Here is an 18,946-nt window from a genome sequence, read left to right on the forward strand (position 1 = left end):
TGCCCGGGTTGTGCGCGGGGGCGGCGGCCGGGGCAGCCGGCGCTGAAGCAGACGCGGCCTGAGGCGCTGCGGCGGCTGGCGCCGCTGGCGTGGGTGCTGCAGCGGCGGGTGCGGCGGCAGCAGGCGCCGCTGCTGTGCCTTCCAGCACCGCCAGCAGGTCTCCGATGTTGAGCTTGTCGCCCACCTTCACCTTGAGTTCCTTGAGCACACCGGCAGCGGACGACGGAATCTCCATCGACGCCTTGTCCGACTCGACCGTGATCAGCGACTGCTCGGCCTTGACCGTGTCGCCCACCTTCACCAGCAGCTCGATCACCGCCACGTCCTTGAAGTCGCCGATGTCGGGCACACGCACCTCGACCGGGCCTGCTGCGGCAGGCGCCGCTGGCGCCGCCGGAGCGGACGCGGGTGCGGCAGCAGCAGGTGCTGCGGCAGCCGGCGCAGGTGCCGCCGGAGCGGGCGCCGCGGCGGCCTCACCCGCCGCTTCCACCACCAGCACCACCGAACCCTGCTTCACCTTGTCGCCCAGCGCAACCTTGAGTTCCTTCACCACACCGGCCGTGCTGGAAGGAATTTCCATCGACGCCTTGTCCGACTCGACCGTGATCAGCGACTGCTCGGCCTTGACCGTGTCGCCCACCTTCACCAGCAGCTCGATCACCGCCACCTCATCAAAGTCCCCGATGTCCGGGACCTTCACATCAATCAGTGCCATGTTGTTGTCTCCGGATTAGGCGTACAGCGGGTTCACTTTGTCGGCGTTGATGCCGTACTTCTTGATCGCCTCGGCCACCTTGGCCACAGGCACCTTGCCCTCGTCGCTCAAGGCCTTGAGTGCGGCCACCACGATGTAATGGCGGTTGATCTCGAAGTGCTCGCGCAACTTGCTGCGGAAATCGCTGCGGCCGAAGCCGTCGGTGCCCAGCACGCGGTAGGTGCGGTCCTTCGGAATGAAGAGACGGATCTGCTCGGCATAGCTCTTCATGTAGTCCGTGGACGCGACCACCGGGCCGGTGGTCGAGCTCAGTTGCTGCGCCACGAACGGCACGCGCGGCGTCTCGGTCGGGTGCAGCAGGTTCCAGCGGTCGGCGTCCTGGCCATCGCGGGCCAGTTCGTTGAAGCTCGGGCAGCTCCACACACCGGCGCTCACGCCCCAATCCTTTTCCAGCAGTTCCTGCGCGGCGATGCTCTCGCGCAGGATCGTGCCGCTGCCCAGCAGTTGCACGCTGGGCGCATCTTTCTTGAGCGCCGGCGCCTGCTTGCAGTAGTACATGCCTTTGATGATCTGCTCTTCGGTGCCGGGCTGCAGACCTGGCATCGGGTAGTTCTCATTGAGCAAAGTGATGTAGTAGAAGACGTTTTCCTGCTTCTCCACCATGCGCTTCAAGCCATGGTGCAGGATCACGCCGACTTCGTGCGCGAAGGTCGGGTCGTAGCTGATGCAGTTCGGGATCGTGCCGGCCAGGATGTGGCTGTGGCCGTCTTCGTGCTGCAGGCCTTCACCGTTGAGGGTGGTGCGCCCGGAGGTGCCACCCAACAGGAAGCCGCGCGCCTGCATGTCGCCGGCCGCCCAGGCCAGATCGCCAATGCGCTGGAAGCCGAACATCGAGTAGTACACGTAGAACGGAATCATGATCCGGTTGTTCGTGCTGTAGCTCGTGGCGGCGGCGATCCAGCTGGCCATGCCGCCCGCTTCGTTGATGCCTTCCTGCAGGATCTGGCCGGCCTTGTCTTCCTTGTAGTACATCACCTGGTCGCGGTCGACCGGGGTGTAGAGCTGGCCCTTGGGGTTGTAGATACCGATCTGACGGAACAGACCTTCCATACCGAAGGTGCGTGCCTCGTCCACCAGGATGGGCACCACGCGAGGGCCCAGGGCCTGGTCGCGCAGCAACTGCGTGATGAAGCGGACATAGGCTTGCGTGGTGGAAATCTCGCGGCCTTCGGCCGTGGGTTCCAGCACCGCCTTGAAGGTGTCCAGCGAAGGCACGGTGAAGCTCTCTTCGGCCTTGGGGAGACGCTTGGGGAGGTAACCACCCAGGGCCTTGCGGCGCTCTTGCAGGTACTGCATTTCGGGCGTGTCGTCGGCCGGCTTGTAGTAAGGCAGCTTGGGCAGCTCGCTGTCCGGGATTGGAATGTTGAAGCGGTCGCGGATGTACTTGATGTCTTCGTCCGTCAGCTTCTTGGTCTGGTGGACCGTGTTCTTGCCTTCACCGGCCTTGCCCATGCCATAACCTTTGACGGTCTTGACCAACAGCACCGTGGGTTGCCCCTTGTGCTCATAAGCCGCATGGAAAGCCGCGTAGACCTTGGTGGGCTCATGACCACCGCGGCGCAGCTCGAACACCTCTTCGTCGGTCATATGCTCGACGAGCTTGGCGGTTTCGGGATACTTGCCGAAGAAGTTCTTGCGCACGAAGGCGCCGTCGTTGGCCTTCATGGCCTGGTAGTCGCCGTCCAGCGTCTCCATCATGAGCTCGCGCAACTTGCCGGTCTTGTCGCGCGCCAGCAGTGCGTCCCAGCCATTGCCCCAGAGCAGCTTGATCACGTTCCAGCCGCTGCCGCGGAATTCGCTCTCCAGCTCCTGCACGATCTTGCCGTTGCCACGCACCGGGCCGTCGAGGCGCTGCAGGTTGCAGTTGACGACGAAGATCAGGTTGTCGAGGTTTTCGCGCGCGGCCAGGCCGATGGCGCCCAGCGATTCGGGCTCGTCCATTTCACCGTCACCGCAGAACACCCAGACCTTGCGGTTCTCGGTGTTGGCAATGCCGCGCGCGTGCAGGTACTTCAGAAAACGCGCCTGGTAGATCGCCATCAGCGGGCCCAGGCCCATGGACACTGTGGGGAACTGCCAGAACTCGGGCATCAGCTTGGGGTGCGGGTAGCTGGAAAGACCTTTGCCATCCACCTCCTGGCGGAAGTTGTCGAGCTGCTCTTCGCTCAGCCGGCCTTCCATATAGGCCCGCGCATAAATGCCCGGAGAGCTGTGGCCCTGGATGTAGAGCAGGTCGCCACCATGGTTTTCATTCGCGGCATGCCAGAAGTGGTTGAAACCGGCGCCAAACATGCTGGCCACCGAGGCAAAAGAACCGATGTGGCCGCCCAGATCGCCGCCATCGGCAGGATTGAGGCGGTTGGCGCGCACCACCATCGCCATCGCATTCCAGCGCATGTAGGCGCGCAGGCGTTTTTCGATCGCGATGTTGCCCGGGCAACGGGCTTCCTGGTCGGGCTCGATGGTGTTCACATAGCCGGTGTTGGCCGAGAAAGGCAGGTCAATGCTGTGTTGACGGGCCTCTTCCAGCAATTTCTCCAGCAGGAAGTGCGCGCGTTCCGGCCCTTCCTTCTCGATGACGGCGGCCAGCGCCTCCATCCACTCACGGGTTTCCTGTGCATCGGCATCCGCGGCGCCACGGCCATTCAGAGCGTCATTCGCTGACATGGGTTGTCTCCTGTTGGTTTGAATTGAGCTTACGGAGGTCACTCCGAGGTGTCACGGATTTTTCCACAAAAGAACTTCATTTTCAACATATGCTTTTACTTTTTGCATTATGAAATTTAAAATGCCAAAGCCACAGCACAGCATCTTCACATTTCTCAAGCGCCACAAGGACTTGCACAGCCCCTGCTCACGTAGACTCGTGGGCTGATGATTCCCCAGCCTCACACCCCATCGTCCCCGCCGTCGCATGCTCAGGCGGTCTGGTGGAAGCGCTGGTGGCGCCGTTTACCACCGTCCCGACAAGACCGCTTCGCCACCCTCGGCCCCCTGCTGGCCGTGCTGCTCTTTCTGTCGGCTATCGTGGTCGCCATCACCTACCTGCGCTACGAAGAACTGGAGCGCGAGCAGGAGGCCGTGACGCGCGACGTCGAATACGCCCAGCAACGCCTGCGCCTGCGCTTGCTGGAACGGCAGGAACAACTCATGCGGCTGGCGCGCGAGGTCGGCAACAAGGAAATCGAGATCGAGGAATTCGAGTTCCAGGTCGAGTCGCTGGTCAGTCAGTTCCCCGAAATGCTCGCGATCAGCTGGATCGACGCGCGGCGCAATGTGCAGGCCAGCTATGTCTCGCCCAGCGCGCCGGCGGCGCTGGTGCGCCCGGTAGGCAGCACGCTCAGCCCCGGCGAGACCGACGGCTCCTTCGAGCTCGCGCGCGACCTGCGCCAACCCATCTACTCCCGACCACTGGGCGAAGACGCGCGCAATGCAACGCTGATGCTGCACGTACCGCTCGCCGAGCAAGGGCGCTTTGCCGGCACGATCATGGGCGAGTACTCGATCGACGGCCTCATGCGCTTCGGCATCCCGCCCGAGATCATGGCGCGCTACGCCGTCGCGCTCATGGACGACCGCGGCCGCGTGCTCGCGGGCAGCCTGCAGACACCCACTTCCGTGTTGCGCCTGCTGCCCTGGTCCAACACGCCGCTGGAACACGAAGCGCCCGTCTCGCCCGTGGGCAACGGCCTGATCGTCAAGGCCCAAGGCTACCGCACCTCGCAGGACATCGTGGGCAGTGGCTTTTTCTGGGTCATCGGCGCCTTGTCCGCGCTCACGGTGTGGATGCTGCTGGGCACCTGGCGCCACACGCGGCGGCGCGTGCAGGCGCAGCAGGCGCTGGTGGCGGAAACCAACTTTCGCCGCGCCATGGAGAACTCCATGCTCACCGGCATGCGCGCGCTCGACATGCAAGGGCGCATCACCTACGTCAACCCCGCCTTTTGCTCCATGACCGGCTGGACCGAAGGGGAGCTGGTCGGCCGCACCGCACCCTTTCCCTATTGGCCCGAAGCCGAACACGACCAACTCGCCGCGCGCCTGGACGACGAGCTGCGCGGGCGCTCCACGCCCAACGGATTCGAGGTACACGTGAAGCGTCGCGACGGCAGCATCTTCGACGCGCGCATGTACGTCTCACCGCTGATCGATCCCAAGGGACATCAGACCGGCTGGATGACGTCCATGACCGACATCACCGAACCCAAGCGCATCCGCGAAGAGCTCTCGGCCTCGTACGAGCGCTTCACCACCGTGCTGGAGAGCCTGGATTCGGCGGTCTCCGTGGCACCATTGGGCAGCGACGAAATGCTGTTCGCCAACAAGATGTACCGCCTCTGGTTCGGCACCCGCGGTCAGGGGCACCGGCACCTGGTCGATCTGGCCGGCACACAGCCCTCTCCCAGCCCCGACGACGGCGATGCTGTCGACGCCTTCGCGGGCATGCCCACCGAAACCCTCACCGACGCGGGCTCCGAGAACGCCGAGGTGTTCGTTGAAGAGCTGGACCGCTGGCTGGAGGTTCGCACGCGCTACCTCACCTGGGTCGATGGGCGCCTCGCTCAAATGGTGATTGCGAGCGACATCACGCCGCGCCGCAACGCCGAAGAACAGGCATCGCGCCAGGCCGAGCGCGCGCAGACCGCCAGCCGCCTGATCACCATGGGCGAGATGGCCTCCAGCGTGGCACACGAACTCAACCAGCCGCTGACCGCCATCAGCAACTATTGCAACGGCATGATCTCGCGCGTGACCGAGCAGCGCATCAGTACCGACGAGCTGCTCGGCGCGCTGGAAAAGACCGCGCGGCAAGCACAGCGCGCGGGCCAGATCATCCAGCGCATCCGGGCGTTCGTGAAACGCAGCGAACCCAACCCCACCTTGTCGGACGTGGCGCAGATGGTGAGCAACGCCATCGAGCTGGCCGAGATCGAGTTGCGCCGCCACCAGGTGCGCCTCTCGCCCTACGTGGCCGCGCGCCTGCCCAACCTCATCGTCGATCCGATCCTGATCGAGCAGGTGCTGATCAACCTGCTCAAGAACGCGGGCGAAGCGATCGCACAGGCCGGCCGGGCACCGGGTGAGCGCTACGTGGAATTGCGCGTCGGACCGCGCCGTCTGGACGACCAGGACGTGGTCGAGTTCTCGGTGCGCGATTCGGGCAACGGCGTGCCCGACGAAATGATCGAGCGCATCTACGAGGCCTTCTACAGCACGAAGAGCGAAGGCATGGGCATCGGCCTCAAGCTGTGCCGCAGCATCGTCGAGTCGCACCACGGCAGGATGCAAGTTCAGAACATCTACAATGGCGAAGAGGTGGTGGGCTGCTGCTTCAGTTTCTGGATCCCCGTGGTTTCGCGACTGCAGATCCACAACACTGCCGCTGAGCCCACCATACAGCCGCTGACGGACACTGAAAGAGCGCGATGAGTTTGATCCCCAAGAAAGGTACCGTCTATGTCGTCGATGACGACGAGGCCGTGCGCGACTCGCTGCAATGGCTCCTTGAGGGCAAAGATTTCCGGGTCCGATGTTTTGAATCCGCCGAAGCTTTCCTCAGCCGATACGACGCCCGAGAAGTGGCCTGCCTGATAGCCGACATCCGCATGGGTGGCATGACCGGCATGGAACTTCAGGAACGCCTGATCGAACGCCAATCACCCCTGCCCATCGTATTCATCACCGGCCACGGCGATGTGCCCATGGCGGTGGAATCGATGAAGAAGGGCGCGCTCGACTTCATCCAGAAGCCTTTCAAGGAAGACCAGCTGGTCACCCTGGTCGAGCGGATGCTCGAACGCGCGCGCGAAGCTTTCGCCACGCACCAGCAGGCCGTCAGCCGCGATGCCTTGCTCTCCAAGCTGACCAGTCGCGAAGCCCAGGTGCTCGAACGCATCGTTGCCGGGCGCCTGAACAAACAGATTGCCGACGACCTGGGCATCAGCATCAAAACGGTGGAGGCGCACCGCGCCAACATCATGGAAAAACTCGGCGCCAACACTGTGGCCGATCTGCTCAAGATCGCGCTCGGCCAAACCCCGGCGAAGGCCTGAGCCGCAAACACCCTACACCCTCTCCCACAACGCCCGCCCCTCTTCGGCGGGCGTTTGCATTTCAACCACAGACAACACACGTTCAAGCCATGACCGCCCAACTGATCGACGGCAACGCCCTCTCCCGCCAACTGCGCGCCGACGTCAGCGCGCGTGTGACCGCCCTCAAAGCCAAAGGCATCACGCCCGGTCTGGCGGTCGTCCTTGTCGGTGACAACCCAGCGTCCCAGGTCTACGTGCGCAACAAGGTCAAAGCCTGCGAAGACACGGGCATGCACTCCGTTCTGGAGCGCTGGCCCGCGACCCTGAGCGAGGCCGAGCTGCTCGCACGCGTGGATGCGCTGAACCACGACAAGACCATCCACGGCATCCTGGTGCAATTGCCCCTGCCTGCGCATATCGACGCACAGAAAGTGATCGAGGCCATCTCGCCAGCCAAAGACGTGGACGGCTTTCACATCGCCAGCGCGGGCGCGCTCATGACCGGCATGCCCGGCTTCTGGCCCTGCACGCCGTATGGCTGCATGAAGATGCTCGAAAGCATCGGCTACGAGCTCAAGGGCAAGCACGCGGTGGTGATTGGCCGCAGCAACATCGTCGGCAAGCCCATGGCCTTGATGCTGCTGCAGCAGAACGCCACGGTGACCATCTGCCACAGCGCAACGAAGGACCTCAAAGCCTTGACGCTGCAGGCCGACGTGATCGTCGCCGCCGTCGGCAAACGCAACGTGCTCACCGTCGACATGGTCAAGCCTGGCGCGGTGGTGCTCGACGTGGGCATGAACCGCAACGACGAAGGCAAACTCTGCGGCGACGTGGACTTCGACGGCGTGAAGGAAATCGCCGGATGGATCACACCGGTGCCCGGTGGCGTTGGCCCGATGACCATCACCATGCTGATGGTGAACACGCTCGAATCCGCAGAGCGCCTGGTGAGCTGATCCGACTACCTGGACAGGCGCCCTGAGAGGCGCCACAGCACCACGCCAGCACATAGCCATTGGCCCAATACCATGGCACTGCCCACGCCGTGCCACAGCCGCAGGTTGCCACCACTGGCGCGCGCGGCGACGATGTTCTGCGCCACGCCGAACTCCTGCAGCAAGGCCAGCAACATCGCGAAGAGCACGAAGCCCAGCGTGGTCAGGGTGGCCGCGTCGGGCGGGCTGCCGCGTTCATGCCCTTGGCGCAGCGTCACCAGCAGCGCCAGGCCGAGCAACAGGCCGGCGTAGCACTGCAACGAAAAGAGTTTGGCCGCCACCGGCCCTACCACGGCCGGACTGCCCAGGCTTGCAAACAGCACAGGCACCGCAAGGAAGCTCAGCGCCGTGATACCGCCCCACCACACGGCGGCAATCAGGATGGACAGGCGCTGCTGCACGGGCACCGCCATCGCCATCACGCGTAGCGCACGGCCACGATTTCGAAGCGCTTGAGGCCGCCGGGTGCCTGGACCTCGACCGCGTCGCCCTCTTCCTTGCCGATCATCGCGCGCGCGATCGGGCTGCTGATGTTGATCAACCCCAGCTTGAGATCGGCCTCGTCCTCACCCACGATCTGGTAGGTCACGGGATTGCCGCTGCCTTCGTCTTCGAGCTCCACCGTGGCGCCAAACACCACGCGTCCACCCGCATCCAGCGTCGCCGGATCGATGACCTGTGCGGCCGAGAGCTTGCCTTCGATTTCGGCGATGCGGCCTTCGATGAAGCCCTGGCGGTCTTTGGCGGCGTCGTACTCGGCGTTTTCGCTCAGATCGCCCTGCGCCCGCGCCTCGGCAATCGCGTTGATCACCCAGGGGCGGTCCACGGTCTTCAAGCGTTGCAGTTCTTCCTTGAGCTTTTCAGCTCCGCGTTTGGTGATCGGGATGGTGGCCACGATTGGTCTCCACAAAGGAAAACCGCCGGCGGCGGCCGGCGGTTGGGGTTGGTTTTTTGCTTCGATGGATTATAGGCACGTAGCGCAACGGGCCCCTGTCGGTCAAACCTCAGTCGTAACGGGGCAATGAGATCCCCAGCCGCTGCGCACAATCCAGGGTGGCGACACCCAGCGCATTCAGGAGACGATCAAGCTCCAGCCCATCGAGCCCATCGGCGCTCACGCTCCGGTGAAGAATCAGATCGCCACCCTGCTCGTCGATTGCGAAGTAAGCGCCGCCGGTCGCTTCGCCCAGCATGTGCAATTCCAGCAGCTGACGCAGTTCCTGATCATCGGTCGGTGCCGGGCCCAGGTGCGAAATCAGCAGCACATCACCCGACGCTGGCTCGACCTGCACGCTGATACCGCCGCCGCCCGGCATGCACACGAGAAAGTGGCTCGTGTCTTCTGGTGGCTTCAGTCCACGCGCATGCGCGAAGTCGCCGATGGCGTTGCGCACCAGGTTGCCTGCCTCAAGGTGCGTCGATGTCGTCATGCCATCGTCCTGGTGGTGACCTGATTGCGAAGCCAGCACTGGCAACCCTTCGGCGGCGATCCGGGCGAATTGCTGCACATCGTCCACGAAGACCTCATAAGGCAAAGAGGCGTCGTCAAAACGGCGAAAAAGAATCACATCGTCTTCCACCGCGTCAATGGCCGTGATGCAGCGACCACCCGATGGTGCATTGGCGCGCAGCAGTTCCTCGCGACTGGGGCAGGCGTCCTCCCAGCCAACACGGCCCAGACGCGCGTGCACCGCCAAGGACTCGCCATCCAGCAGCGGCTCCACAACAACCTCGATGCCGCCCTGCTCACGAAACCACAGGGTCCCGTCTTCGTACCCTGGTACCCCCAGATCGCGGGACAGGTGAATCATCTGCGCCGACCAAGCGTGGCTCATGTGCGGACCCTCATGCGTTGCTCCTTGCTGCCTTCAGGCATCTTGTGTAACGGAGACACCCAAACGGTTCCGACACATCATCCCTTCGATTGCATGTGTTTGTTCAGGTCCGTGCCCCAGAGGTCCTTTCCCTTGAGAACAAGATCCAGCTTCCAGATCATGAATTTGACGGCACGCCCTTGCTCCGCCGTGAACGCGTTGGCGCCACTGGCAATACGGCCACCAAGCTCGGTCAGCCGCTGTTTCATGGTGAACAGTTCCTGCGGCTTGGCATGCCGGCTGACATCGTCTATCAGGTCGGTCGTGCAGGCTCTCGCGCACTCGACCATCAGATGTCGCATCACCTCCGCTTCATTGATGGGGTACTTGATGAGCTCGTCGCGCAAGGTCTTGATGGCCTTGCGCTGCAAACTCCGAGCATCCTTGATCGCTTCAAGGAACTGCGCCATCACCGTCTCGTCCATATAGGGCGCCAGCACCGTGCACTTGTCCCTCAACATGGACAGCTTGGCGATGGGCTGCGCAGCGAGGTCGTCCGCGAGCGTTTTGTAGTCCTTCACCGCTGCTGCGATCACGGGCGCAATGGATTTGGCCAAGGCCCCAAGTTGCGTTTCCTTGACACTCCTCAGCAGCGAGCAGACCTTCTGCGCGCTCGCTGCCTGCCCTGACCAGGTCGCTCGAAAGGTTTTCGACCAGAGGGTCATCTGCTCCACATCGGCGCCATACGCCACGAACTTGCGAAACGTTTCGCCTTGGGGGTTCGCGTCGGTGTATGCATTGGCCAATGACAACAGCGTTTCGTAGGACGTTCCATAGGCGATCTCCGGGTCCGGATCCGGCTCAGGGAAGTAGTAAGCGGGCTCCTCCAGCGAAGGCGGCAACAACCGCAGCAGAGCGGCCAACTTCTTGTCATCCCCTTCGGCCAGCGCGCTCATCAGATCGTCGCGCAACTTCGCCCGCGCGAGGATCACATCCGAGGAGGCATGTGCGATATCCAGATCGGCATACCAGTTGACGTTGGTCGCCGCGCCCATCGTGGCGGTCGTGGTCGTCGTCCCGGTTGTGGTGGCCGTTGTCACGGCCACGCTCGTGGTGGTCGCGCCGACAGCGGCGGACGCCCCACCGGAGAAGTTGGATCCCTTGTTGCCCAGTGTGGTTTTGGGTTGTTTGAGTTCCTGCGACTCACTCGCGGCGCTCTGCTCTTCGTTCGAATGGTCAACGAATGCACTCGTCAACGTGCTGTCGCCTGCACCTGCCGTCCCCCGTCCATGGAACATCGACTGGGATTGCGATCTGGCATCGTCGAGGTTCGCACCGGGTCGAGGTGTCGGTTGTCGGTACGACCTCATGCTGGATTCGTTGGCCTGCTCCCTGGCGAAAATGCGCGAATAGCTGCCCCAGGCATCGGCGATCCAGTTCAACATCTGCTTGCAGTCGGGATCGTTGATGTGCCCCAGCAGGTTGTTGGCCTTCTCTCTCAAGCCTGTGGCCAACTTCAATGCGGCCTTGCGGTCCACGCCCATCACGTCGCCAAAGCCCATGTAGATGTGCAATCTGTCGGGCGTCTGGCCGTTGCAGCGCGCCTTGTTTTCGGCTACCAGCACTTGCAGGTATTGCTTGACGTTGGCGACGTCCGCGCCACCGGGTTTGCGCAACTCCCACGCCAGCGCGTCGCGGTTCGCCTGGGAGGCATCGCTGGAGTCGAGGCCGAGGCGCTTCAGGAGTGCACCCCCGTCGATCACCTTGGAAAAAACGATCTGGCTGCTGGATGTGGCCGTGGTGGTTTGCGTGCTAAATACCTGCCCTCCTGCGCCCGCGGCTTGAAACTTCAAGGGGGATGCCCTTGTCTTTCGACACCGGTAGCGACAACCGCGGAGTAGCTGGGGTCTGAACCTTGGACATGGCATGAGCTCCTTGCGAAGCAACCACCGGCAACCCATGGGCTCAAAGCCACCGCGACACCACGCGGAGGCGCGATCTACCCGTTCAAGTGAACGTGTCGCGGCGCTTCATGAACCCTGAGTAACAGACGCACCGACACGGTTCCATGTCGGCGGCAGTCTCGTCCAGGTCGTCCGATCACGGGCGCCACGGAAGGGCGCCGCACCAGCTCAGTTCAGTGCCAGTTGAGCGTGCATCTCCTGCACGCTGATCACGTCAAGGTTGTCCATGGCCTTCATGCCCTCCACGGCCGCTTCGGCGCCGGCGATGGTGGTAAAGGTCGTCACGCGCGCCAACAGGGACGACGTGCGGATGGCCCGCGAATCGGCGATGGCGTTGCGGCGCTCTTCCACCGTGTTGACCACCATCACAATGTCGCCGTTCTTGATCGCATCGACGATGTGCGGACGGCCTTCGGTCACCTTGTTGACCGTCTGCACGGCCACACCAGCCGCGGCGATGGCTGCGGCGGTGCCGCGCGTAGCGACCAGTTCGAAGCCCATCTCCACGAGGTGGCGCGCGATGTCGACCGCGCGCGGCTTGTCGCTGTTCTTGACGGTCAGGAACACCTTGCCCGAGGTCGGCAGCTTGGTGCCGGCACCAATCTGGCTCTTCACGAAGGCTTCACCAAAGGTCTTGCCCACGCCCATCACCTCTCCAGTGGACTTCATCTCGGGGCCGAGGATGGTATCGACACCGGGGAACTTCACGAACGGGAACACTGCTTCCTTGACGCTGAAGTACGGTGGCGTGACTTCGGCGCCGATGCCTTGCGCGTCGAGCGACTGGCCAGCCATGCAGCGCGCCGCAACCTTGGCCAGTTGAATGCCGGTGGCCTTCGAGACGAAAGGCACCGTGCGCGATGCGCGGGGGTTGACTTCAAGCACGTAGATGACGTCCTTGCCATCGACTTCCTGGATCGCGAACTGCACGTTCATCAGGCCGATCACGTTCAGGCCTTCGGCCATGGCCGCGGTCTGGCGCTTGAGTTCGTCCACCGTGGCCTTGCTCAGGTAGTACGGCGGCAGCGAGCAGGCGGAGTCACCGCTGTGCACGCCCGCTTGTTCGATGTGCTCCATCACGCCGCCGATAAACACACGGCCGGTGTGGTCGCGCACCGCGTCCACGTCGCATTCGATCGCATCGTTGAGGAAGCGATCGAGCAGCACGGGCGAGTCGTTGCTCACCTTGACCGCTTCGCGCATGTAGCGCTCCAGGTCGCGCTGCTCGTGCACGATTTCCATCGCGCGGCCGCCGAGCACGTAGCTCGGGCGCACCACGAGCGGGTAGCCCAGCGCAGCGGCCTTCTCCAGTGCCTCGGGTTCGGCGCGTGCCGTCGCATTCGGCGGCTGGCGCAGACCCAGCGTGTGCAGCAATTGCTGAAAGCGCTCGCGGTCTTCGGCGGCGTCGATCATGTCGGGGCTGGTGCCAATGATGGGCACGCCCGCAGCCTCCAGGCCGAGCGCGAGCTTGAGCGGCGTCTGGCCGCCGTACTGCACGATCACGCCAGTGGGCTTTTCCTTGTCCACGATTTCCAGCACGTCTTCGAGCGTGAGCGGCTCGAAGTACAGGCGGTCGCTGGTGTCGTAGTCGGTCGACACGGTTTCCGGGTTGCAGTTGACCATGATGGTCTCGTACCCGTCTTCGCGCATCGCGAGTGCGGCGTGCACGCAGCAGTAGTCGAACTCGATGCCCTGGCCGATGCGGTTGGGCCCACCGCCCAGCACCATGATCTTCTTCTTGTTCGTCGGCTCGGCTTCGCACTCACCGTCGCCGTGGCCTTCGTACGTGGAGTACAGGTAGGCGGTGTCGGTGGCGAACTCGGCCGCGCAGGTGTCCACGCGCTTGAAGACGGGACGGATGTTCTCGGCAATGCGGCGCTCGCGCACGGCCTGGTCGTTGGTCTTGAGAAGCTTGGCCAGGCGGCGGTCGGAGAAGCCCTTCTTCTTCAGGCCGCGCAACGTCTCGGCGTCGATCGCCTCCAGGCTGGTTTTTTCCAGCGCGAGTTCGATCTTCACGATCTCTTCGATCTGGACCAGGAACCACGGATCGATCTTGGTGAACTGGTGCACTTCTTCCAGCGTCCAGCCCGCGGCAAACGCGTCACCCACATACCAGATACGGTCGGGACCCGGCTCGCCGAGCTCGCGCTCGAGCGTCTCGCGGTCCTGCGTTTTTTCGTTCATGCCGTCCACGCCAACCTCGAGGCCGCGCAAGGCCTTCTGGAACGATTCCTGGAAGGTGCGGCCCATGGCCATGACCTCGCCCACGCTCTTCATCTGCGTGGTCAGGCGGCTGTCGGCGGTGGGGAACTTCTCGAACGCGAAACGCGGAATCTTCGTGACCACGTAGTCGATGCTGGGCTCGAAACTCGTGGGCGTGGCGCCGCCGGTGATCTCGTTGCGCAGCTCGTCGAGTGTGTAGCCGACGGCCAGTTTGGCGGCCACCTTGGCGATCGGGAAACCCGTGGCCTTCGACGCGAGCGCCGAAGAACGCGAGACGCGCGGGTTCATTTCGATGACGACCATGCGGCCGTCCTTCGGGTTGATGGAAAACTGCACGTTGGAGCCGCCCGTGTCCACGCCGATCTCGCGCAGCACCGCCAGCGATGCATTGCGCAGGATCTGGTATTCCTTGTCGGTCAGCGTCTGGGCCGGCGCCACGGTAATCGAGTCACCGGTGTGAACGCCCATGGGGTCCAGGTTTTCGATCGAGCAGACGATGATGCAGTTGTCCGCCTTGTCGCGCACCACTTCCATCTCGTACTCTTTCCAGCCGAGCAGCGATTCTTCGATCAGCAGTTCGTTGGTGGGCGAAGCTTCCAGGCCACGCTTGCAGATCGTCTCGAACTCTTCCGGGTTGTAGGCGATGCCGCCGCCGGTGCCGCCGAGCGTGAAGCTCGGGCGGATGACGACCGGGAAACCCACCGTCTTCTGCACGCCCCAGGCTTCTTCCATGCTGTGCGCAATGCCCGAGCGCGCCGAACCCAGACCGATCTTGGTCATGGCGTCCTTGAACTTCAAGCGGTCTTCGGCCTTGTCGATGGCTTCGGGGGTCGCGCCGATCAACTCGACGTCGTATTTGGCGAGCACGCCGTTGTGCCACAGATCGAGCGCGCAGTTCAGCGCGGTCTGGCCACCCATGGTCGGCAGGATGGCGAAACCACCTTGGGCCAATGGGCGCTCCTTGGCGATGATCTTCTCGACCGTCTGCCAGGTGATGGGCTCGATATAGGTGACGTCGGCCGTGGCCGGGTCGGTCATGATGGTCGCGGGGTTGCTGTTGATCAGCACGACCTTGTAGCCCTCCTCGCGCAGCGCCTTGCAGGCCTGCACGCCGGAGTAGTCGAACTCACAGGCCTGGCCAATGATGATCGGGCCGGCGCCAATGATGAGGACGGTTTGGATGTCGGTTCTTTTGGGCATGGTTCGCTATGGGTGTGCGTCGGCTCAGGCGGCGGCGGGCACGCGGGCCTGCATCAGGTCGATGAAGCGGTCGAACAGATAGCCGATGTCGTGCGGGCCGGGCGATGCTTCGGGGTGGCCCTGGAAGCAGAAAGCGGGCTTGTCGGTGCGGGCCAGGCCTTGCAGCGTGCCGTCGAACAGGCTCACGTGCGTGGCGCGCAGCGTGGCCGGCAGCGTTTTTTCGTCCACGGCAAAACCGTGGTTCTGACTGGTGATGCTCACGCGGCCGTTGTCGAGATCCTTCACCGGGTGGTTCGCGCCATGGTGGCCGAACTTCATCTTGAAGGTTTTGGCGCCGCTGGCCAGCGCAAGGATCTGGTGACCCAGGCAGATGCCGAAGGTGGGCATGCCGGATTCGATGATCTCGCGGGTCGCCGCAATCGCGTAGTCGCAGGGCTCCGGATCGCCCGGGCCGTTGGACAGGAACACGCCATTGGGCTTGAGCTTGAACACATCGGACGCAGGCGTTTGCGCGGGCACCACGGTGATCTTGCAGCCGCGCTGCGCGAGCATGCGCAGGATGTTGTACTTCACGCCGAAGTCGTAGGCGACCACATGGAAGCGTGGTGCGATCTGCTCACCGTAGCCAAAGCCGAGTTGCCATTCGGTCTGGGTCCAGAGGTACGGTGCGGGAGCGGAGACCACCTTGGCCAGGTCGGTGCCCGCCATGTTGGGCGCGGCTTTCGCAGCGGCCAGTGCGGCGGCGCGGTGGGCATCGGTGATGGCCTCGCCCGCGGGCAAGGCCAGGATGCAGCCGTTTTGCGCGCCGTGCGTGCGCAGGCGGCGCGTGAGGGCGCGGGTGTCGAGGTCGGCGATGGCCACCGTGCCTTCGCGCTGCAGGTATTGCGAAAGCGTTTCGTTGCTGCGGAAGTTGGAGGCCAGCAGGGGCAGGTCTTTGATGATCAGGCCGGCGGCGTGGATGCGATTGGCCTCCACGTCTTCGACATTGGTGCCGGTGTTGCCAATGTGCGGATACGTCAGTGTGACGATCTGCTGGCAATAGCTGGGATCGGTGAGGATTTCCTGGTAGCCGGTGAGCGAGGTGTTGAAAACGACCTCACCCGTGGTCTGGCCGGCGGCGCCAATGGAAATGCCTGTAAAGACCGTGCCGTCGGCGAGCGCGAGAAGGGCTTTCGGGTGGACGGGAAGCACGGAATTCTCCAGAGTGGGGGCTGCAACATCCTCGCGCCGGCGGCAGGTGCCGCGCAGGCCTCGCATCTGCCTCGCACCGACGTGTGCCGGAGCTGAAAACAGAGCAAAAAACCTGGGGTGAAAAGCCGGGGCGCGCAGGGGTTGCGCCGATTGCGGGTAAACCCCGGAATTATAGCGTCTGGCGACCCGCGCTCTGGCCCGATGTGCCCTGTTGCGCACCACTTGCGTGCAAACAAATCGCCGCCGCGGCGGCCACGTTGAGCGACTCTTCGCCCCCCGGCTGCGCAATGCGCACCGCATGGGCCGCGAGTTCCTCCAGCGCCGTGCTCACGCCCTGCCCTTCATGCCCCAACACCCAGGCGCAGGGCCATGGCAGGCGGGCTTCGTGCAACCAGTGACCTCGGTGCGAACTGGTGACGATCAAGGGCACGCCGAGAACTTCGACATCGTCGGGCGAAAGGCTTTCCACCAGGCGCAGACCGAAGTGCGCGCCCATGCCCGCGCGCACCACCTTGGGCGACCAGAGCGCGGCCGTGCCCTTCAGAGCAACCACCTGGTGAAAACCGAACGCCCCGGCGCTGCGCAGGATCGAGCCGACATTGCCTGCATCCTGCAGGCGATCCAGCACGACGGTGGCCACGCCGGCCTGCACCGATGCCGCTTCGGGCAAGGCCCACACGAAGCCCACACCGGCAGGCGACTCCAGCCCGCTGATGCCTGCCATGAGCCCGTCCGGCACGGTGACAACATGGTCGGCCGCATCGCGCAGGTCGTGAGGGGCCTGAACCCAGAAGGACTCGGTGAACACTGCCGTCACCGGCCGCTGCCCGCGTGCCAACAGCGCGCGGCAAAGGTGATCGCCCTCCAGCCACACCTGGCCGAGCTTGCGGTAGGCCGTGCTGTCGTGCGCGAGCAGGCGCAGGCGCTTGAGCAAGGGGTTGTCGCGCGAGCTGATCGCGTGGGGTGTGGCGGTCATGGTGCGGCGTCGGGTTCGGGCGCCACCACCATCAGCGCGCGCGCCACCGGGGCGAACGAGCGGCGGTGCACCGCTATCGCACCGTGCATCTTCAGGGCCTGCATGTGCTGCACCGTGCCGTAGCCCTTGTGGCGGTCGAAGCCGTATTCGGGGTGCAGCAGATGCAGCTCGCACAGCAGCCGATCGCGCGTGACCTTGGCCAGGATGGATGCGGCGGAAATCGAAGGCACCAGCGCATCGCCCGAGACGATGGCTTCGGCCAGCACGTCCAGGGACGGCAGCCGGTTGCCGTCCACCAGCACCTTGTTCGGCTTGAGCCGCAGGCCGAGCACGGCACGGCGCATGGCCAGCATGGTGGCTTGCAGGATGTTGAGTTGGTCGATCTCTTCCACGCTGGCTTGCGCCACGCTGCAGCACAGCGCCTTGGCGCGGATCTCGTCGTAGAGGCGCTCGCGCCGTGCCTCGGTGAGCTGCTTGGAATCCGCCAGCCCCTTGATGTGCACACGTTCGTCGAGGATCACCGCTGCGGCCACGACCGGCCCGGCCAGCGGTCCACGCCCAGCCTCGTCCACACCCGCCAACAGCCCGGGCGTGTCCCAGACCAGGCGGGCCTGTTCAGCTTTCAAGAACTTGTTCGATCGCATCGGTGGCCAGTTGAGCGGTGTCTCGTTGCAGCGTGTGGTGCAACGTGGTGAAGCGCTGCTCCAGAGCCTTGATTTTCTCCGGTGCGTCGAGCCAGTCCAGCACCGCTTGCGACAAAGCCTGCGGGGTCATCGCGTGCTGCACCAACTCCGGCACCGCAAACTCACCGCACAGAATGTTGGGCAGGCCGATCCACGGCTGCAAGTGCTTGCGGCGCATGATCTGGTAGGTCACCCAGTTCATGTTGTAGGCGATCACCATCGGGCGCTTGAACAACGCGGCCTCGAGTGTGGCGGTGCCGCTGGCGATCAGCGTCACATCGCACGCGGCCAGCACGGTGTGCGATTGGCCTGGAATCACGCTGAGCGCCTCGCCCAGGCCCACGGCCCGCGCGTCGGCCTCGATGCGCTCCCGCAGCGCCGGCACGGCGGGCACCACGAAACGCATGCCCGGGCGCGCGCGCAGCAACAGCGCAGCGGCTTCGAAGAATGCCCGCGCGTGGTACTGCACTTCAGAGGCGCGGCTGCCCGGCAAGATCGCGACCACGGTGTCGTCTTCACGCAGGCCGAGCTTGGCGCGTGCCGCCGCGCGGTCTGGCACCAGCGGAATCACGTTGGCCAGCGGATGCCCGACGTAGGTAGCGGCAATGCCGTGCTGCGCCAGCAACTCGGGTTCGAAGGGAAAGATGCACAGCACGTGGTCGGCACTGCGGCGGATTTTTTCCACCCGCTCCGCGCGCCAGGCCCAGATGGACGGGCACACGAAATGCACCGTGCGCACGCCGTCGGCCTTCAGATTGGCTTCCAGATCGAGGTTGAAGTCGGGGGCGTCCACGCCGATGAACACGTCGGGTCGCTGCGTGGTCAACAGACGCTGCTGCAACTGCGAGCGGATGTTCACGATCTCGCGGTAATGGCGAAGCACTTCCACATAGCCGCGCACCGCCAGTTTTTCGCTGGACCACAAGGCGTTGAATCCTTGCGCCGCCATCTGCGCGCCACCAATGCCGAACGACTGCAGATCAGGCCAGCGCTGCCGCACGCCGCCGAGCAGCAAACCCGCCAGCAGATCGCCCGATGTCTCGCCCGCCACCAGGGCAAAGCGTTTGGAAGGCGTCATGCGGGCGCC

The 18,946-nt window shown here is 64.1% G+C and carries 14 protein-coding genes; 3 read left to right on the forward strand and 11 right to left on the reverse strand.

Going from position 1 to position 18,946, the window contains the following annotated elements:
• Positions 1-715 (reverse strand): biotin/lipoyl-containing protein (locus FFS09_RS09240; protein WP_289509298.1); only part of this gene is annotated, 715 nt, incomplete at its 3' end.
• A gap of 15 nt (positions 716-730) precedes the next feature.
• The gene (gene aceE / locus FFS09_RS09245; protein ID WP_137918572.1) at positions 731-3,442 is read right to left on the reverse strand and encodes a pyruvate dehydrogenase (acetyl-transferring), homodimeric type; all 2,712 of its coding nucleotides are present in this window, start codon (positions 3,440-3,442) and stop codon (positions 731-733) included.
• Positions 3,443-3,649: 207 nt separating this feature from the next.
• Here aceE and FFS09_RS09250 point away from each other — a divergent pair, with 207 nt between their 5' ends.
• From FFS09_RS09250 to folD, 3 genes are all read left to right on the forward strand, one after another.
• Positions 3,650-6,205 carry a PAS domain-containing sensor histidine kinase gene (locus FFS09_RS09250; protein WP_137918573.1) on the forward strand — a complete coding sequence of 852 codons (2,556 nt, stop codon included), beginning with the start codon at positions 3,650-3,652 and terminating at the stop codon, positions 6,203-6,205.
• Positions 6,202-6,828, forward strand: coding sequence for a response regulator transcription factor (locus FFS09_RS09255; RefSeq protein WP_137918574.1), 627 nt, complete (start codon positions 6,202-6,204; stop codon positions 6,826-6,828). Before FFS09_RS09250 ends, FFS09_RS09255 begins: the two co-directional genes overlap by 4 nt.
• A gap of 89 nt (positions 6,829-6,917) precedes the next feature.
• Positions 6,918-7,769, forward strand: coding sequence for a bifunctional methylenetetrahydrofolate dehydrogenase/methenyltetrahydrofolate cyclohydrolase FolD (gene folD, locus FFS09_RS09260; RefSeq protein WP_137918575.1), 852 nt, complete (start codon positions 6,918-6,920; stop codon positions 7,767-7,769).
• 5 nt (positions 7,770-7,774) lie between these two features.
• Here the strand turns inward: folD and FFS09_RS09265 are convergent, their stop codons facing one another.
• The 9 genes from FFS09_RS09265 to lpxB all read right to left on the reverse strand — a co-directional run bounded on the left by FFS09_RS09265 (position 7,775) and on the right by lpxB (position 18,937).
• Complete coding sequence (locus tag FFS09_RS09265) at positions 7,775-8,221, reverse strand: DUF4149 domain-containing protein (RefSeq protein ID WP_137918673.1); 447 nt, start codon at positions 8,219-8,221, stop codon at positions 7,775-7,777.
• A gap of 5 nt (positions 8,222-8,226) precedes the next feature.
• On the reverse strand, positions 8,227-8,703 hold the full coding sequence (gene greA / locus FFS09_RS09270) for a transcription elongation factor GreA (protein ID WP_137918576.1): 477 nt from the start codon (positions 8,701-8,703) through the stop codon (positions 8,227-8,229).
• A 109-nt stretch (positions 8,704-8,812) separates the two neighbouring features.
• Positions 8,813-9,643, reverse strand: coding sequence for a type III secretion system chaperone (locus FFS09_RS09275; protein WP_137918577.1), 831 nt, complete (start codon positions 9,641-9,643; stop codon positions 8,813-8,815).
• 77 nt (positions 9,644-9,720) lie between these two features.
• Positions 9,721-11,475, reverse strand: coding sequence for a hypothetical protein (locus FFS09_RS09280; RefSeq protein ID WP_137918578.1), 1,755 nt, complete (start codon positions 11,473-11,475; stop codon positions 9,721-9,723).
• Between the two features lie 279 nt (positions 11,476-11,754).
• Positions 11,755-15,009 (reverse strand): carbamoyl-phosphate synthase large subunit, encoded by a 3,255-nt coding sequence (gene carB, locus FFS09_RS09285; RefSeq protein WP_137918579.1) that lies wholly within the window; start codon positions 15,007-15,009, stop codon positions 11,755-11,757.
• Positions 15,010-15,033: 24 nt separating this feature from the next.
• Entirely contained in the window at positions 15,034-16,200 is a 1,167-nt protein-coding gene (gene carA, locus FFS09_RS09290) for a glutamine-hydrolyzing carbamoyl-phosphate synthase small subunit (RefSeq protein WP_252374303.1), read from the reverse strand.
• 169 nt (positions 16,201-16,369) lie between these two features.
• The gene (locus FFS09_RS09295; protein WP_137918581.1) at positions 16,370-17,176 is read right to left on the reverse strand and encodes a TrmH family RNA methyltransferase; all 807 of its coding nucleotides are present in this window, start codon (positions 17,174-17,176) and stop codon (positions 16,370-16,372) included.
• The gene (gene rnhB, locus FFS09_RS09300) at positions 17,173-17,820 is read right to left on the reverse strand and encodes a ribonuclease HII (RefSeq protein WP_137918582.1); all 648 of its coding nucleotides are present in this window, start codon (positions 17,818-17,820) and stop codon (positions 17,173-17,175) included. Before rnhB ends, FFS09_RS09295 begins: the two co-directional genes overlap by 4 nt.
• Positions 17,792-18,937 (reverse strand): lipid-A-disaccharide synthase, encoded by a 1,146-nt coding sequence (gene lpxB / locus FFS09_RS09305; RefSeq protein WP_171019941.1) that lies wholly within the window; start codon positions 18,935-18,937, stop codon positions 17,792-17,794. Before lpxB ends, rnhB begins: the two co-directional genes overlap by 29 nt.
• Positions 18,938-18,946: the final 9 nt, after the last annotated feature.

This window comes from Hydrogenophaga sp. 2FB, assembly GCF_005503365.1.
Classification (GTDB): Bacteria; Pseudomonadota; Gammaproteobacteria; order Burkholderiales; family Burkholderiaceae_C; genus Hydrogenophaga.

Excerpts from the sequence above, each read along its gene's own strand:
- aceE (WP_137918572.1), bottom strand. The coding sequence starts at position 3,442 with ATGTCAGCGAATGACGCTCTGAATGGCCGTGGCGCCGCGGATGCCGAT.
- FFS09_RS09255 (WP_137918574.1), top strand. The coding sequence starts at position 6,202 with ATGAGTTTGATCCCCAAGAAAGGTACCGTCTATGTCGTCGATGACGAC.
- rnhB (WP_137918582.1), bottom strand. The coding sequence starts at position 17,820 with ATGCGATCGAACAAGTTCTTGAAAGCTGAACAGGCCCGCCTGGTCTGG.
- FFS09_RS09295 (WP_137918581.1), bottom strand. The coding sequence starts at position 17,176 with ATGACCGCCACACCCCACGCGATCAGCTCGCGCGACAACCCCTTGCTC.
- lpxB (WP_171019941.1), bottom strand. The coding sequence starts at position 18,937 with ATGACGCCTTCCAAACGCTTTGCCCTGGTGGCGGGCGAGACATCGGGC.
- FFS09_RS09265 (WP_137918673.1), bottom strand. The coding sequence starts at position 8,221 with ATGGCGGTGCCCGTGCAGCAGCGCCTGTCCATCCTGATTGCCGCCGTG.
- carB (WP_137918579.1), bottom strand. The coding sequence starts at position 15,009 with ATGCCCAAAAGAACCGACATCCAAACCGTCCTCATCATTGGCGCCGGC.
- FFS09_RS09275 (WP_137918577.1), bottom strand. The coding sequence starts at position 9,643 with ATGAGCCACGCTTGGTCGGCGCAGATGATTCACCTGTCCCGCGATCTG.
- folD (WP_137918575.1), top strand. The coding sequence starts at position 6,918 with ATGACCGCCCAACTGATCGACGGCAACGCCCTCTCCCGCCAACTGCGC.
- FFS09_RS09250 (WP_137918573.1), top strand. The coding sequence starts at position 3,650 with ATGATTCCCCAGCCTCACACCCCATCGTCCCCGCCGTCGCATGCTCAG.